General features: G+C 55.1%; 13 protein-coding genes and 2 pseudogenes. 11 read left to right on the forward strand and 4 right to left on the reverse strand.

The window, feature by feature from the left end; all coding sequences use genetic code 11:
- Position 1: 1 nt before the first annotated feature.
- Together ABJO75_RS01180 and ABJO75_RS01185 are read left to right on the forward strand one after the other, a co-directional pair.
- Positions 2–115, forward strand: a pseudogene (locus ABJO75_RS01180) (IS3 family transposase); the annotation flags it as partial.
- A 226-nt stretch (positions 116–341) separates the two neighbouring features.
- Positions 342–491: pseudogene (locus tag ABJO75_RS01185) on the forward strand (SDR family oxidoreductase); the annotation flags it as partial.
- A gap of 31 nt (positions 492–522) precedes the next feature.
- Here the strand turns inward: ABJO75_RS01185 and ABJO75_RS01190 are convergent.
- Positions 523–1,191, reverse strand: a complete 669-nt coding sequence (locus ABJO75_RS01190) for a GntR family transcriptional regulator (protein WP_348432347.1) — start codon at positions 1,189–1,191, stop codon at positions 523–525.
- Positions 1,191–2,099, reverse strand: coding sequence for a hydroxymethylglutaryl-CoA lyase (locus ABJO75_RS01195; protein ID WP_348432348.1), 909 nt, complete (start codon positions 2,097–2,099; stop codon positions 1,191–1,193). Before ABJO75_RS01195 ends, ABJO75_RS01190 begins: the two co-directional genes overlap by 1 nt.
- Before the next feature lie 83 nt (positions 2,100–2,182).
- Between ABJO75_RS01195 and ABJO75_RS01200 the strand changes: the two genes are divergently transcribed.
- The 9 genes from ABJO75_RS01200 (at position 2,183) to ABJO75_RS01240 (ending at position 14,523) form a co-directional block, all read left to right on the forward strand.
- Complete coding sequence (locus ABJO75_RS01200; protein WP_348286016.1) at positions 2,183–3,391, forward strand: CoA transferase; 1,209 nt, start codon at positions 2,183–2,185, stop codon at positions 3,389–3,391.
- Positions 3,392–3,405: 14 nt separating this feature from the next.
- A complete protein-coding gene (locus ABJO75_RS01205; protein ID WP_348432349.1) occupies positions 3,406–4,347 on the forward strand; it encodes a hypothetical protein in 942 nt (313 codons plus the stop codon).
- A gap of 48 nt (positions 4,348–4,395) precedes the next feature.
- The gene (locus ABJO75_RS01210) at positions 4,396–6,606 is read left to right on the forward strand and encodes a hydantoinase/oxoprolinase family protein (protein ID WP_348432357.1); all 2,211 of its coding nucleotides are present in this window, start codon (positions 4,396–4,398) and stop codon (positions 6,604–6,606) included.
- 17 nt (positions 6,607–6,623) lie between these two features.
- Positions 6,624–8,516 (forward strand): hydantoinase B/oxoprolinase family protein, encoded by a 1,893-nt coding sequence (locus ABJO75_RS01215; protein ID WP_348432350.1) that lies wholly within the window; start codon positions 6,624–6,626, stop codon positions 8,514–8,516.
- The gene (locus ABJO75_RS01220; protein WP_348286012.1) at positions 8,516–9,151 is read left to right on the forward strand and encodes an isochorismatase family protein; all 636 of its coding nucleotides are present in this window, start codon (positions 8,516–8,518) and stop codon (positions 9,149–9,151) included. Before ABJO75_RS01215 ends, ABJO75_RS01220 begins: the two co-directional genes overlap by 1 nt.
- 21 nt (positions 9,152–9,172) lie before the next feature.
- The gene (locus ABJO75_RS01225; RefSeq protein ID WP_348286011.1) at positions 9,173–10,258 is read left to right on the forward strand and encodes a sugar ABC transporter substrate-binding protein; all 1,086 of its coding nucleotides are present in this window, start codon (positions 9,173–9,175) and stop codon (positions 10,256–10,258) included.
- Positions 10,255–11,832 carry a sugar ABC transporter ATP-binding protein gene (locus tag ABJO75_RS01230; RefSeq protein WP_348432351.1) on the forward strand — a complete coding sequence of 526 codons (1,578 nt, stop codon included), beginning with the start codon at positions 10,255–10,257 and terminating at the stop codon, positions 11,830–11,832. The genes ABJO75_RS01225 and ABJO75_RS01230 overlap by 4 nt, the downstream gene beginning before the upstream one ends.
- Positions 11,833–11,840: 8 nt before the next feature.
- Positions 11,841–12,890, forward strand: coding sequence for an ABC transporter permease (locus tag ABJO75_RS01235; protein ID WP_348432352.1), 1,050 nt, complete (start codon positions 11,841–11,843; stop codon positions 12,888–12,890).
- A 406-nt stretch (positions 12,891–13,296) separates the two neighbouring features.
- Positions 13,297–14,523 (forward strand): MFS transporter, encoded by a 1,227-nt coding sequence (locus tag ABJO75_RS01240; RefSeq protein WP_348286008.1) that lies wholly within the window; start codon positions 13,297–13,299, stop codon positions 14,521–14,523.
- 278 nt (positions 14,524–14,801) lie between these two features.
- Here ABJO75_RS01240 and ABJO75_RS01245 read toward each other — a convergent pair whose 3' ends face one another.
- Together ABJO75_RS01245 and ABJO75_RS01250 are read right to left on the reverse strand one after the other, a co-directional pair.
- Positions 14,802–15,440 (reverse strand): glutathione S-transferase family protein, encoded by a 639-nt coding sequence (locus ABJO75_RS01245; RefSeq protein ID WP_348286007.1) that lies wholly within the window; start codon positions 15,438–15,440, stop codon positions 14,802–14,804.
- A 220-nt stretch (positions 15,441–15,660) separates the two neighbouring features.
- A partial coding sequence (locus ABJO75_RS01250) for a transposase (RefSeq protein WP_348432354.1) occupies positions 15,661–16,039 on the reverse strand: 379 nt, incomplete at its 5' end.

The following is a 16,039-nucleotide window of genomic DNA, read 5'->3' on the forward strand; positions in this document are numbered from 1 at the left end:
GATGGCCATTAAGAGACCCAAGCCCGAAGAGATTGTCGTGAAGTTATGATAGGTTGAAGGTCTGATGGGGCAAGGCATGCCCCGGATTGATGCGATCAGACAGATCAGTGTGACTTCGTCTTCAGTCATTTGTTGTTGGCATTTGTTGAAAAGAGAAATTTTCCGTTCCGTAAGGTTGGTATTTTGAACAATTGCATTGAGATAACTGAAGTCGAAGTTCGTGAGTTCTACATCGGATCGATCCAATACTGGGCCTACCAATGCCGCCTCCGTCGCAACGCTGCCGCTGTCGAGATCAAGCGCATGTAGAATAGCTGATGGTGCGATTGTTAGAAGAAAGTATGGCACCCAGGTCACCGGATCAGGTGAAAACCGCAATGGTATCCAATACATCGTTGGGACGTTATGCAACGCCAGATGCGGTCGCGAACATTATATTGTTTCTAGCCAGTGATGAGGCGTCGATTGTTACGGGGTCAACCTATTTGGTTGATGGCGGAATGCTGGCGCGACACTCCACCGTTATTCCGTCGCTTCCTTATGCCTCTGAAAAGCGGAACTTGCCGCCGCTAAAACATGCGAGGACATCACACTTTCTGCCCACTCAGGCGCGTGTGCGGCGATGGCATCAACAATCTCATTGTGATGTTGTGCGCTGCGCAACAGGTCGGTCTCAGAATAGCTATAGTAGGTCCGTGCCACGACACCTACATCTACAGCTGACGCAATCAGTGCCGTCAGTCGGGGGGAACGCGCCGCTTCATAGATGATCCGGTGAAATTCCGTATTGGCCGCAGAAATGATATTGTATTCTTCTGGCGAATTTGGCGGCGTATGCTTGGACATCTGGTCTGACAGATGCCGCAATTGCGCTACCTCTTTGTCCGTTGCCATGGTTGCCGCACGCCCTGCGGCGTAACATTCCAGACGGCGTCTGATCTCAAACAGCTGGGCCAGTTCTTCTTCAGGAAATTCAGCAACCCGGGTGCTGTATCCCTGACCCTTCTCGACAAAACCCTCATGCAAAAGGCGACGAATTGCTTCGCGCACAGGTGTGCGGCTTAGGCCCAGAGCCTCGGCCAGCGCTTGTTCAACCAAACGCTCACCAGGGGCAAGCTCACCCGATAGGATACGCGCACGAAGGGCATCATAAGCGGTATCTGTCGCTGGGGGTCTGCTACCGCTATCCATTATGTTGTCTGTCCTCCAGTTGGGAATCCCCCGGCTTTCATGACCATACCGGGTGCTGTCTTTTCAAGCTGTTTTTCCAACCATTCCGCAGCTTCGATCGCTTTATCCAGCGATACATTCGTGCGTATCCCGGACCGATCTAGCATATAGACCAGATCCTCGGTGGCGATGTTTCCGGTTGCTTTGGGCGCAAAGGGGCATCCACCCACGCCGCCCAAAGACGCATCTAGGCTGCTGGCGCCAGCCTCTATCCCGGCCCACGCGTTGGCGAACCCCGTATTGCGCGTATTGTGCAAGTGCAGCCGCAGCCGCACGTCGGGAAATGCATTCTTGACAGCTGCGACCCGGTCTTTCACGTCCTTAGGGGTGGCGACACCAATGGTATCTGCCAATGCAAGTTCAAACGGGTCATGCGCCATACAGCCTTCAACCACCTGCATAAGTCGGCTGACGGGAACCTCACCTTCAAAGGGGCAGCCAAAGGCCGCACCAATCGTGATCCCGACGTCGATCTTTCCATTTCCCCGAGCTTTGGATTTGGCAAAGGCGTTGATGCTCTCTTGGGTCGGGACACCTTGATTGCGTTGGTTGAAGGTATCAGAAGCAACAACAACGAAATTCGCTTCATCCAGTTCCGCCGTCATCGCGCGCTCAAACCCGCGTGTATTTAACGTCAACCCGATAAACCGCGCATCTGTTGTGCGGGGTAGCCCAGCGGCAACCTCATCGGCATCGGCCATCTGTGGGACGCGCTTGGGATTCACAAAGCTGGTAACCTCAAAACGCCGCAACCCCGCGTCAATTCCACGCTGAATCAGCTCCAATTTCGTATCCGAACTTAAAATCTTGGATTCGTTTTGTATTCCGTCTCTTGCTGAAACCTCGATAATTTCCACAAAATCAGACATTTTCGTTTTTCCTTGCAGATTTTTGTATACAGATTACGAATTGTTTGGAATCATGCAAGCGTAAATCAGGGAGAGGTACTCAGATGTCAGCACCAAAAGGCGACAGCGCACTCAGCGATCTTCGGGTGTTAGAGATGGGTCAATTGTTGGCGGGGCCTTTCTGTGGGCAGCTTCTTGCGGACTTTGGTGCAGAGGTCATTAAGATCGAAGCGCCCGGTGTTGGCGACCCCATGCGGCAATGGGGGCGTGAGAAACCATATGGGAAATCGTTGTGGTGGCCCGTTGTGGCGCGCAACAAGAAATCGCTGACCCTGAACCTGCGCGAGAAAGATGGACAAGATATTGTCCGTCAGTTGGTCAAGGATACAGACATCCTGATAGAGAACTTCCGCCCCGGCACGATGGAGCGTTGGAACTTGAGCTATGAAGAGCTGTCCAAGATTAACCCGCGTCTGGTGATGGTGCGGGTCACGGGTTTTGGCCAGACGGGCCCCTATTCGAAACGCGCAGGCTATGGTGCGATTGGGGAGGCAATGGGCGGTCTGCGCTATGTTGTCGGTGACCCCTCCACGCAGCCCAGCCGCATGGGCATTTCCATTGGCGATGAACTGGCGGCGATCCATGCCTGCATGGGCGCGATGTTTGCCATCCATGCCCGCGAGCGAACTGGCAAGGGGCAGGTCGTCGACAGCGCGATCTACGAGGCCGTGCTGAACATGATGGAATCGCTGGTCACAGAATACGACGTCGCAGGGTATGTCCGCGAGCGCACAGGGGCAATTTTGCCCAATGTTTCTCCGTCGAACGTGTTTGATACGGCGGATGACAAACTGCTGCTGATTGCTGCGAACCAAGACACAGTGTTCAAACGTCTGGCCGAAGCCATGGGTCAACCTGAATTGGCCGAGGATGAGCGTTACGCGACCCATTCCGCACGAGGCAAATATCAAAAAGAGCTCGACGGGTTGATCAACGAATGGACACGCACGATCCCGCTGACCAAGCTCGAAGAGCGAATGAACGAATTTGGTGTGCCTTGCGGTCTGATCTACAAGGCAGAGGATATGCTGGAAGATCCGCATTTCAAGGCGCGCGAGGCGATTGTGGATGTTGAACACCCCGATTTCGGCCCTATCAAGATGCAGAACGTGGCACCACGCTTGTCAGATACGCCCGGTGCCGTGCGCCATGTTGGCCCAACGCTGGGTGAGGACAACAATTATGTTCTTGGTGAATTGTTGAACCTTGATGATGATGAACAGGCGCGTCTCAAAGACGCGGGCATTATCTAAGGGAACATGACTGCATGAATCCCCGTTCCGCCCAATCTGGTTTGCAATTTCTGTCCGTCGCCGAAGCGGCGGACAGATTGGGTATGTCGCGGATCAAGATCAGGGATGCAGCAGCACGAGGGCTGATCCCCTCCCAGCGGGACAACGAAAACCGGCTCCGATTGGATATCTCTGATGTCGGCAAGGGCGATCTGAGCGGCGGTAAGGTTGATCAGGCCGCATTGATGAACCTGCTTTTTGACGAGGTTGAAGAGCTGTCTGATGACATGCACGCGCGCTTGGCAGAGATCGATGCACTAAGGAGCATTGCCGATCGACAGGCAGATGCCTTGGACAAAGCGGCAAGCCAGATCGAGCAAGACGCAGCGGATAAGGCGCGCTTGTCTGATTTGCTGGAACGCGCCTTGGCGCATTTGGAAGGTCGCGAAGGGAATGACGACAACGCACGTTTGGCAGACGTTTCTGGCCGGGCATTAAATGCGCTGGAAGCAACAGAGGATCGCCTGGAAAGCAGCTTGTCACAAAATGCACGCTTTGATGCGTTGCTGGAAAGGGCGCTGGAATATGCCGCAGCGGGCAAAGCCGCCGGAGAGACTGAGGCAAAAGCGATGGGTGAGACTGCGGATCGCGCATTGGCGATGCTGGACGATGTGATTGGCGGGGCTGAGAAAAGCCATAACGCCACGAACCGCGCGCTGCAAATGTTGGATGTTGCCATCCGCGACGCAGAGCAAAGTCAGCAAGCCGTCGCGCGCACGGGTGATATGCTTGATCGGGCGTTGCAGGCAGGGGAGCGTCTAGAAGGCGAAATTGCTGAGAGAGACCGCAAAATAGAGACTAAAACAGCCACCGTCGAAAAGGTGCTTGAGATGTCGGAACGGGCTGTGGCCCTTGCTGGGTCAAATGACGCCAGCCCGCGCAAACGCAGCTTTTGGCAGTGGCTGATAGGGAGATGAGGGTGACCCCCTCACGTAAAGAAATAACAGGGAGATGGGTTGAAGCATATGTCAGGAACGGATGATCTGATCCGCCAGTACGAGGCCCGCTTGGCCGCGTTCGAGGAGCGGTTGCAAAAAATCGAAACCACAGGTGGATCGGCGACAGCCGCTTTGTCCCAACAACGCCGCTCTGGCCCGCGTGGGACAGGTTTGCGTCTTGGTGTGGATGTAGGCGGGACGTTTACGGACCTGCTGTTGCTTGATGAAAAGAACGGGCGCACATTTACGGCCAAGGTGCCATCCACCCCGGCGGATAGTTCCATCGGCGTGCTCAACGGTATTGAGAAGATTTGCAAGACTGCCGGGATCAGCACGACCGACATTACCGAGGTGCTGCACGGCACAACCGTTGCAACCAATACAGTTTTGACCAACTCCGGCGCGTTGGTCGGGCTCGTTACCTCCAAAGGCTACAGAGACACGCTGCAAATTGCGCGTTCCTTTGTGCCCGGCGGTTTGGGCGGCTGGGTGATCTGGAACAAGACGGAGCCATTGGCCCCTCTTGAGCTGACCATCGAAGCAAACGAACGGATGGACGCCCAAGGCAATGTGTTGGTGCCGCTGGACGAGGCACAGATCCGCAAAGACCTGAAAACGCTCCTGAAGTCAGGCATCGAGGCGCTGACGATTGCGCTGTTCAACGGGTATACAAACGACGCGCACGAACGCCGGATCGCTGAGATAGCGCAAGAGATCGCACCGAACATTCCGGTCTCTACCTCGGCAGCGGTTATGCCAGAGATGTATGAATACGAGCGCACGGAAACGACCGTCGTGAACTCTTATGTGCGTCCCGTGGTTGAGAAATACGTCGACAACTTACAGGCCGAATTGCGCAAGCGCATGGGCAGTGATGTGCTGTTGCAAATCCTGCGTTCTGATGGGGGCCTTAGCTCGGCTCAGGCCGCGATGGAGCACCCGGTCAACCTGCTAATGTCTGGACCTGCGGGCGGTGTATCCGGGGCGCTTTGGATTGCCAAACAGGCGGACTTCCAGAACCTGCTGACCTTTGACATGGGGGGCACATCCACGGACGTGGCCCTGATCCAAAACGGTGTCGCGCGTACCCGGCGCGAAACGCGGGTGGGTGACGTCACCGTACGTGCACCCTCAATCGATGTGCGCACGGTGGGGGCGGGCGGAGGCTCAATCTCCTACGTGCCGGAGTTGACGAAGGCCTTGCGTGTTGGCCCGCAATCGGCGGGCGCGGATCCGGGGCCAGCGGCGTATAATAAGGGTGGCGAAGAACCTACTGTGACGGACGCCAATGTGGTGCTGGGTTATTTGCCCTCTGGGGCCAAGCTGGGCGGTGACATGGAAATCAGCCATCCCAAGGCAGAGGCTGCGGTCAAGAAAATCGCGGACGCCATCGGCACCTCGCTGGAAGACGCTGCGGAAGGGATCATTCGCATCGTCAACGAAAACATGTGTGGTGCGCTGCGGCTGGTCTCGGTTGAGCAAGGCTATGACCCGCGTGATTTTGCGTTGATCGGGTTTGGCGGAGCGGGACCATTGCACGCCAATGCGCTATCGCGATTGGTCGGGTCATGGCCGACAATCATTCCGCCGGGTCCGGGCGTGCTGTGCGCTTACGGCGACGCCACAACGCGCCTGCGCAACGAGGCAACGCAGACCTATGTAACACCCGTCAGCAACACCAGCGACGCCGAAATTTCGCGGATGTTGAAAGAGCTGGAACAAAGTGCCGGCCAAGACCTCGCCGCCGAAGGTGTGTCTGCTCATGAACAAGATGTGTTCTACCAGATCGACATCCGCTACAAAGGCCAAGGCATGAAACTGACTGTTGATGTCAGCCCCAAAGACTTTGCGCGGGATGGGCTTGCTGGTGTCGCCAGCAGCTTTGACGCCGAGCATGAGCAGCTATTCACCTTTGCGCTGGATGCGGAGCACGAACTTGTTGGCCTGCGCGCGGTGGTGCAGGGAGCAGAGAAGAACTTTATCAATACTGAAGGTGCCAAAGCAGGCAAAGATGCCTCTGGCGCGCGGGTCATGGCGACCAAGATGTATGCGGATGCTGGTTGGCATGACGCGTATATCTATGACCGGTCCAAACTCAAACCCGGCAACGAAGTCCAAGGCCCTGCCGTGGTGACCGAAATGGACAGCACCTCGGTCATCCTGCCAGACCACATTGGTGAAATCGACGACGTCGGGAACATCCTGATCTGGCCCACAAGCCACAATAGAAACCGCTGAGACGAGGAGAGAAAACAATGGTAGCACAGGTAATTGAGACCAATTCCACACCGTTCTCTCGGGTTGATGTGGACCCCATCACGCTTGATATCGTAGAGAACGCCCTGCGCAATGCGCGCAATGAAATGGACGCAGTTCTGTTCCGCACGGCGATGAGCCCCGGTATCCGCGAACAGCACGACGCGTTCCCGTTGATCGCCAATCAAGATGGCAAGATGGTGGTCGGACAGTTCGGCAGTTTCCTTTATGGCTTTATGCAAGGCTACGAGGGCACGGTGGAAGATGGCGACATATTTATCACCAACGACCCTTACTCTTGTAATGGTGCAGTCAGCCATCTGAACGACTGGCTGTTGATGATGCCCATCTTTCATGAGGGCAAGCTGGTCAGCTGGGCCGCAATGTTTGGTCATATGACTGACGTGGGCGGCAAAGTGCCGGGATCGCTGCCGACAGACGCCAAGATGATCTACGAAGAGGGCATTATCATCCCCCCCACCAAGATTTATCGTGGTGGCGAACTGCAATCCGAACTCTTGAACATCATGCTGCACAACACGCGGATGCCAGAGTGGAACAAATCCGACTTCTTTGCCATTATCGCGGGTCTGCGTCTGGCTGAACGGCGCGTGCGCGAGAACATCGAACGTTTTGGCACAGACATCTATATCAGCGCGATGGAGGATATGCTGGACCGGAACAAAGCGGCCATGGGCGCGATCATTCAGATGATCATTCCCGAAGCTGTGGATGGCAAGAAGGCTTACTTCGAGGATTGGATTGACGACGATGGGATGGGCAATGGACCCTACAAGATTGCCTGTCACCTGCACCGCGAGGGAGAAATTGCGTACTTTGATTTCACCGGCTCGGACCCGCAGTCGTTCAGCTCGATCAATTTCCTGCTCAACGAAGAAATGTTCAAGATGTTCTTCGGGGCATTTACGATCAACCTGTTTGATCCGCAGATTCTGTTCAACGATGGGTTCTATGACCTGGTTGAAGTCTACATCCCAGAAGGCTGTATCCTGAAACCACAAAAGCCCGCTGCGCTGTCCTGCCGAACCCACATGCTGGGTCGGATTTTTGATCTGATGGGTGGCTTGCTGGGGCAGGGGGCACCCGATGCGCTGAATGCTGCCGGCTTCTCTGATTCACCCCACTTCATGTATTCTGGGTTCGATAAGGACGGTGACTGGTATCAGCTGTTCCAGATCGGCTTTGGCGGTGTGCCGGGGCGGCCTGCGGGCGATGGTCCTGACGGGCATTCCATGTGGCCAGCGTTTACCAACGTGCCCAATGAATTCCTTGAGGCGTATTTCCCACTGCGCATCCGTGAATATGCGACCATCCCAGACAGTGGCGGCGCGGGTATGCATCGCGGCGGCAATGGCATCACAATTGCATATGAAATGCTGGAGGCGGGCGAGGTTTCGATCCACGATGATCGTTGGCTGACTTATCCTTGGGCCGTGAACGGTGGAGAGCCGGGCATGCGGTCCACCAAGCGATTGGTGCGCGTTGACGGGAGCGAGGAAAATATCCCCTCCAAATGCGACCGGATCGCGGTGCAGCCGGGGGATATCTTGTACTTCAACACTTGGGGTGGCGGCGGCTGGGGCAACCCGCTGGAGCGTGATCCCGAACTGGTGCTGAAGGACGTCAAGCGGGGGCTGGTGACGGTCAACGGGGCCAAACGTTACGGTGTCGTGGTCAAATCCGGCAAGGTCGATACCGCAGCCACCACCAAGCTGCGCGAGACCATGGAAAGCAAACGCGGGGAGCCGGAGCTGTTCAATCGCGGGTTCTCCTCCATCGAGGAGCTGAAGGGTCGTTGCCTGAAAGAGACCGGGTTTGAGCCCCCCGCAACCCCAGTGTTTCGGGGCCAATTCGCACGGGCGGCTGAGTAATGGCAGAGAACCTTGACCAGAACTATGAAAAGGCGGGGTATCATGCCCGCCAATCATGGGGCAAACGCCCCGCAGTGGTGCTGGTTGATTTTGCCAAAGCCTACTTTGATCCTGCGGCACCGCTTTATGGTGGGGAAGGTTGCCAGATCGCTTTGGACAATTCTGCGATACTGGCGGATGCTGCCCGTGCCGCAGGTGTTCCGGTGATTTTCACGGAAGTGAAATACCAGCCCGGAGGCAGTGATGGCGGCGCATTTTATGCGAAAGTCCCCGCACTTTCCTGTTTCGACGCTGGGGCTGAAACCCAGAAACTGATGCCGCCGTTAGAGATCAAGGAAAACGATATCTTGATTTCCAAACAATACCCCAGCGGTTTCTTTGGCACTTCGCTGGCCTCGACATTGCACTTCATGAACATCGACACGTTACTGCTGTGCGGTGTGACCACATCCGGCTGCGTGCGCGCGACTTGCATCGACAGCATCAGCCACGGCTTTGTGACGCTGGTGGTTGAGGACGGCGTTGGTGATCGTGCGGATGAACCGCATCAAGCCAACCTGTTCGATATGAGCGCAAAATACGCTGACCTCGTCACCACCAAAGGTGCAATCGATTACTTCGACAGTCTAAAATAATAAACCAAAGGGAGAGAAGAAATGAAACGTTTGATGACAGCCGCCGTCGCGGCACTGGCTTTGGGAAGCCCGGCACTTGCGGATATGGACGCGGCCAAAGCGTTGATCGCAAAACACAGCCAACTGCCCACCTTTGAGGCCCCCGGCCCTGCGTTTGATGCAAAAAGCTGCATGGCGGACAAGAAGATGTTCATCATTCCTCTGACCAACGCAAATCCGTTCAACGCAGCGATCAGCCAAGGTTTTGTGGATGCGGCTGCTATGGTCGGGTTTGAACTGCGCGACTGGGAAACCCAAATGGACCCAGCCGGGTGGATCCAAGGCATTAACACTGCCGTGGCCGAAGGGTTTGACCTGATCGACATGCAGGGTGGTTTGCCCCCTGAGTTTTTGGTGCCACAAATCACTGAGGCCAAAGCCGCAGGCGTCAAAGCCACAGCGACCCACAACTGGGATGCGACCACGCAAGAAACACCTGAGTTCATGGATGGCGCGGCCAATACCGACTACGTGACCATTGGCAACATCATCGCCGCATGGGCTATGGTGCAAACTGAAGGCAAGGTAAACGCATTGGTGCTTGGCCCGGATGAGATCACACCCACAGGCCCGCTGCGCGATGCAATCCTTGGCTATCTCAAGGACAACTGCCCCGATTGTCAGACCAAATACATCAATGTGCCGGTCAACGATTGGGCAACCCAAGGTCAGTCAGCGGTGCAGAACGCGCTGCTTGCAGACCCAAGCATCAACTATGTGCTGCCCGTTTATGACTCCATGTCGCAGTTCATCGTGCCCGCGATCCAGATCGCCAGCTCAAACGCTAAGATTGTTAGCTACAACGGCACGCCTTTCGTGCTCGACATGATGCGCGAGGCGGACATCGTTGAAATGAACGTGGGTGAAAGCCTTGGTTGGGTTGGCATGGCGGGCACAGACGCCAACATGCGCCTGCTTTGCGGTCTGGATCCTGTCACCAAGCTGAACACGCCGGCCTATATCTTTTCGGATGAAAACGTGGCAACGGCGGGTACCCCAGCGACGTTTAACGACGGTTACGGAGACGTACACACCGCGGGCTTTAAAGCGCTCTGGGGCCTAGAGTGAACGTAACCGACCATACACGCGGCATCCCTTTTGGGGGTGCCGCACTTGAGATTGAACACCTGTCAAAGCAGTTCGGTGGCACCTATGCACTGAACGATGTGTCTTTGCATGTAGCCCGTGGCGAAGTTCACGGGTTGCTTGGCTCTAACGGGTCTGGAAAATCTACCTTGATCAAGGTTTTGGCCGGGTTTCATACCCCAGAGCCAGGGGCGTCGATCCGCCCCTATGATCAGTCTCTACCCTTGCCGGTGTCGGGTGTGAAAGCCCGCGCGATGGGTCTTGCCTTTGTCCACCAGCACCTTGGGTTGATCGGCTCTCTTTCGGTAACGGAAAACCTGTTTTTGAACAAATTGGCGACGGAAGACGGTTGGGGCCTTAACTGGAATGCGCTGCATCGCGAAGCCTCTGATATTTTTTCGCGCTTCGATCTTGCGATCAATCCTCGTGTTGAAGTCGCGCAACTTTCACCCGTCCAACAAGCTCTGCTGGCCATTGTACGCGCCTACGAAGAGCTGCGCCATGCCAGCGAAGACCATGCCGACCGCCCCGGCGTTCTGGTGCTGGACGAACCCACGCCCTTTCTGCCGCGCGCAGGTGTTGAGCAATTGTTCCGCCTTGTGCGCCAATGCACCGACCTTGGTGCGAGTGTCATTTTCGTGAGCCACGACGTGGATGAAGTGCGCGAAATCACGGATCGTGCAACCATCCTGCGCGATGGGCACCTGATCGACACGGTCGAGACAGCGCACACCTCGCACGACGGATTTGTCGAACGCATCATCGGACGTTCTCTGGAAGACTACGGCGGCCATGCAAAATCCCTCAATGATGCGGAAACACGCGTGCGGGTCACTGATCTCGCGGGGCCGGGGGTGGGGCCGCTTAGCTTTGACATTGCCAAGGGGGAGATCCTTGGTCTCACGGGATTGATCGGATCTGGCTGCGATGAGGTGCCAGCACTCACCTATGGTGCGCGGGCAGCAGGCGCTGGCACGATTGAGCTAGACGGAGAAACAAGACCTCTTGCGCAGATGATCCCAGAGGAGGCTCTGGATTGGGGCATGGCATATCTGCCGGCTGATCGATTGGGGGCTGCCGGGGTCGGATCATTGCCCGTAGCGGACAATACAGCAATGCCCGTCTTTGATCGCCTGCGCAAAGGTCTGGGCCTGACCACCCGCGCTATTGAGCAACATGCCCATAGCATTGGAGCAAGGGCAGGCGTGAAGCCAAACGTGCCCGCACTTCCGCTTGAGGCGCTTTCGGGTGGTAATGCCCAAAAAGCCCTGATGGCGAAATGGCTGCAGATTGAACCACGCGTGCTGTTGTTGGATGAGCCCACCCAAGGCGTAGACGTAGGTGCGCGCCAACAATTGTGGGACGCGCTGGATCGTGCGGCAGAGGGTGGCGCGTGTATCCTCGTTGGTTCGACCGACTATGACCAGCTTGCGCAAATCTGTCACCGCGTACTGATCTTTGCCCGTGGTCAGATCGTAGCAGAACTCTCGGGCGCAGAGTTAACACAAGAAACGATTGCCGAACATTGTTATCGCTCGATGACAGAGTTGGCCTGAGGATGAGTATGGACCAAAATAACTACGAAGACCGCGTTGCCGCGCTTGAACAGCGCATCCGCGATCTGGAAAACCAGACAGCGCAGCACAACGCGACACCTCGTGAAAGCTGGAAATCATGGGCCGAGAAATACGGCCTCGTGGTTGCGTGGATTGTGATCATCCTTGTGCTTGGCATGTTTAAACCTGCGCAGATGTTTGCATGGAATTCCTATGCCACCATGTTCGGATCCAACGCGATGGTGGTGGTGCTGACCCTAGCCTTGATCATCCCACTGACCACGGGGGATTTTGACCTGTCTGTAGCAGGCACCATGGGGCTTAGCTCGATGGTGATTGCGGTGTTGAATGTGAAGTTGGGCTTGCCGATCCCCGGCGCCATTGTCATTGCTCTGCTCACAGGGGCGTTGGTGGGCGCGATAAATGCGTTCTTTATAATATATTTCGGTGTGTTTTCACTGATTGTGACACTTGGCACAGGGTATTTCATATCGGGTATGATCCTGTGGATCGCGGACAGTGGCACCGTTGCGGGCGTGTCTATGGGGCTGGTCAAAGCAGTGATCCTAACCCGTTTCCTAGGCATACCTGTGGGGTTCTACTACGCGCTGATCCTCACAGTCGCGATCTGGTATCTGTTTCAGTACACCGCCCTTGGGCGACGCATGTTGTTTGTGGGCAGGGGGCGTGAGGTTGCGCGGCTGTCAGGGGTCAACGTCATCCGCATGCGCACTGGCGCGCTGATTGCGTCCTCTACTTTGGCGGCCTTTGCTGGCGTGCTATACACAGGCATGCGCGGCGTGGCTGATCCATCCTCCGCGTTGGCGTTCCTGTTGCCAGCCTTCGCAGCAGCCTTCCTTGGGTCGACGGCAATTTATCCCGGCAGGTTCAATGCGCCGGGTGCTTTTGTCGCGGTCTACTTCCTGTCTACCGGGATCATGGGCCTGAACTTCCTTGGCGTGGACAGCTTTGTACAAAACCTGTTCTATGGCGGCGGACTGGTGATTGCGGTTGCTATCTCGCAATTGATCCGGGGCCGCAAATCTATGGATGGTTGATGGAGCTTAACCTCGCTGGGAAACATCTATTGGTGACCGGTGCCTCCGCGTACCTATAATCGCCCCTTTCTGTCCATTTTCGTATGGCTGGAGGACATTAATTCCATCTGCCGGCTCGTTCCGTTCCCCGACCGGGAAGAAATTGAGAGTAATCTCTGGTGCAACGCGCTGTGAAGATGCAGCTGACGTTGGATCTGAATTGGCGAATGGCTGCAGAGTCCGCATAGCCGACCTTGAAGAGCGATCAGCGCCATCCGATCTTGACCGAAACTGTCAAATGACTGGTTTGAGCCCATAGTTACCAATGCTGCGGCAAGAACGAATGTCGGCTTTCACGTTAGGCTTGCTTCATTTGACGGCCTAGTTGATGACTGAGTGCTAACACGCTCTCGAAAGAACACATTGAATGGTCACGTCCCGCTCAACAACAATTACTATCATCGCAATCCTAAGTTGCGCTGCACTTTTGTTTGCGGGTAATGGTCTTTTCCAGACGTTGCTGCCAATACGTGCGACTCAGGAAGGGTATTCAGGCGCACTGATCGGCTGGCTTGGTACCGCATATTTTGGCGGCTTCACAATCGGCTGCTTCCTCGGCCCCAAGATCATCAAGAGCGTCGGTCACGCCCGAACATTTGCAGGTGTCACGGCGTTGCTGACAGCGACCTTCCTCGCCTTTCCGCTGTTCATTGATCTAGCGTTTTGGGGGGGGCTTCGCCTCATAAGTGGCGCGTGTTTGGCCATACTCTACGTCGTGGTCGAAAGCTGGCTAAACGACAGCACAAGCAATGCTAACAGAGGTCAAACGCTGTCTATCTACATTATTATTACCAACATCGTCACTATGGCGGGGCAGCTAATGGTCAATTCGTTTAACACGCTAGATGCGACATTATTCATCTTGGTCGCTATCCTCATTTGTCTGTCCATAGTACCGATCAGTTTAACACCAACACCTGCACCATCTCCGGTGCCATTTGCGAAACTTGATCTCAAAGCGCTTTATAAAGTGTCACCTGTGGGGGTTGTCGGTTGTTTGCTCGCGGGTATCGTCGAAGGTGCCTTTTGGACGCTCGGACCTGTTTTTGCGCAAGATCGCGGCATGGAGACGGCTGACGTGGCGTTGTTGATGGCGGCTTTTGTGCTGGGCGGAACGGTATCTCAATGGCCGCTCGGCTGGGCGTCTGATCGGATTGACCGCAGAATCGTTATTTCGTTAATTTCATTTGGCACAATCATAACGGGTCTCATTATCGGTTTCGATATGGTACCAGAAGGACTCGCAACTTTTATTGTCGCAGGGTGTCACGGGGCATTGATGGTTCCAATTTACGCACTGTGCATTTCTCACGCGAACGACGTTGTTCCAAACGCCCGTATGGTGGAAACAAGCGGTGGACTGCTGTTATCGTTCTCAATTGGAGCTACTGCGGGGCCGATCACGGCATCAATGTTTATGCGCGAAGGTCAACCGGGTGGCCTCTTTATTTTCATCGGCGCGGTTCTATGTTTGCTCGGTGTGTTTGTGTTCTATCGCCTACTGACGGACAACAACAAAAGGCCGCATGAAAAGCATCAATACTCACAGACATCGGCAGCTTCGCCCGCAATCTTTCCAAACGACGCTGAATAGTCAGCCCAACGATAGTAGAAATCTCTAACCAGCCGTTCGTGACTACCTCACCAAGGTCTGTTGAGTCCCGCTAAGCCGACATCTAAGAGAAAAAGGGGTTGAAAATCGCTCGCAAGTGCAGCGAAGTCTAGAACGAGCCCACTTTGACCGAAGCTGCACAACGCATGGATGGCCGCAATGGTGAACGCGAGGCGACCTGTGAACGGCTCCGTAGGGCAGTCCTTTCGGGGCCGCATGTTCTATACGCCGCGACTTGCCTTTTAGTCAGCCTATTGCGTCTAATACTCGGGGTTCTTTATCCATGGTCGATAGACCTGCTGTATACTCGGCCTTTGCAAGACTTTATCGGCGATGCGTTTGGCATTCGGAAATTCGACCATTGCGGGATGCCCCTTTGCAGTACGCAACCAGGTGGTCAGCATGAATAGGTAGATATCGGCTGCACTGAACTGATCGCCAAGAATCCATTCCTTGTCGCCAACTTGTTCGTCGATGACTGCCCAAGTCTCTTTCAGCCTCCGGTTGCCGCGCTGCTGCGCACTTGGCTCATCCTTGGGATCATCAACAAATCGATCTGGGTAATAGGTAAGCTGAAAGGCGTTTTGCACCGAGTTGGAAAAGTAGACCAAAGTTTGTAGAAATACCGCGCGCGATGGATCGTCGATGGCGGGCGCTAACTGTGCCTCGGGGTGACGATCACCCAGAAACATCGTGATGGCTGCGGCTTCGTACATCGCACCATTTTCCCAGAGCAAAACCGGAACCCAGCCATTGGGATTAACTGCGAGCTGCTCTGGCGGTCGCGGCGTATCCTTATCTACTGAAGTTTGAATGAGCTCGTAGGGCGCACCAATCTCTTCCAACAGAACGCGGATGCCCATTGAGGCGCTTTTCAAAGAGTAGAATAGTTTATACATCCCAAAGGCTCCTGAAGTATCCAACTTACGTGTTTGGTCCACCATACAGATACCGCGAGACATACCGTCTTTGTCAACAATCTGACGAGGACGGGTAGAGCAACGCCTTTGGCACTCGAAATTTGTTTAACTGGATGCCAATTCCTTGCAAAGAAACTGTATCCGAAAGAGTTGGCGCTGTGGTAATACCCCCATTTTTAATGGGGCTCAGCCGTAGAATTCACGCAGCTGTTTTCAGTTTCATGGCGGGTGTGATGCCGCCGATGCCCATGTTGGGTCGTTCCTTGTTGTAAGTCCAGGGCCATTCGGTTGCCTCATCCTGTGCCTCCTCGATGGTTTCAAAGATGTATTGGCTCAGCCATTCACCGCGAACGGTGCGATTGTAGCGCTCAATGTAGGCGTTCTGCTGTGGTTTGCCTGGTTGGATATGTTCAAGCCGAACACCTTGTTTCTCTGCACTGGTCTTGTCGCGTTTTAGTTCCGTTTTTTTCGAGCAATGTTTGCTATGAAGCAGATTGAGAATGGCAAAGAGATATACCGACGCGTTTCGGCGTGATGCAGTGCCCATGGCCGCAACCAGTGGCTTAACGCGGCCCCAG

The organism is Sedimentitalea sp. (assembly GCF_039973035.1).
In the GTDB taxonomy this organism is placed as follows: domain Bacteria; phylum Pseudomonadota; class Alphaproteobacteria; order Rhodobacterales; family Rhodobacteraceae; genus Sedimentitalea.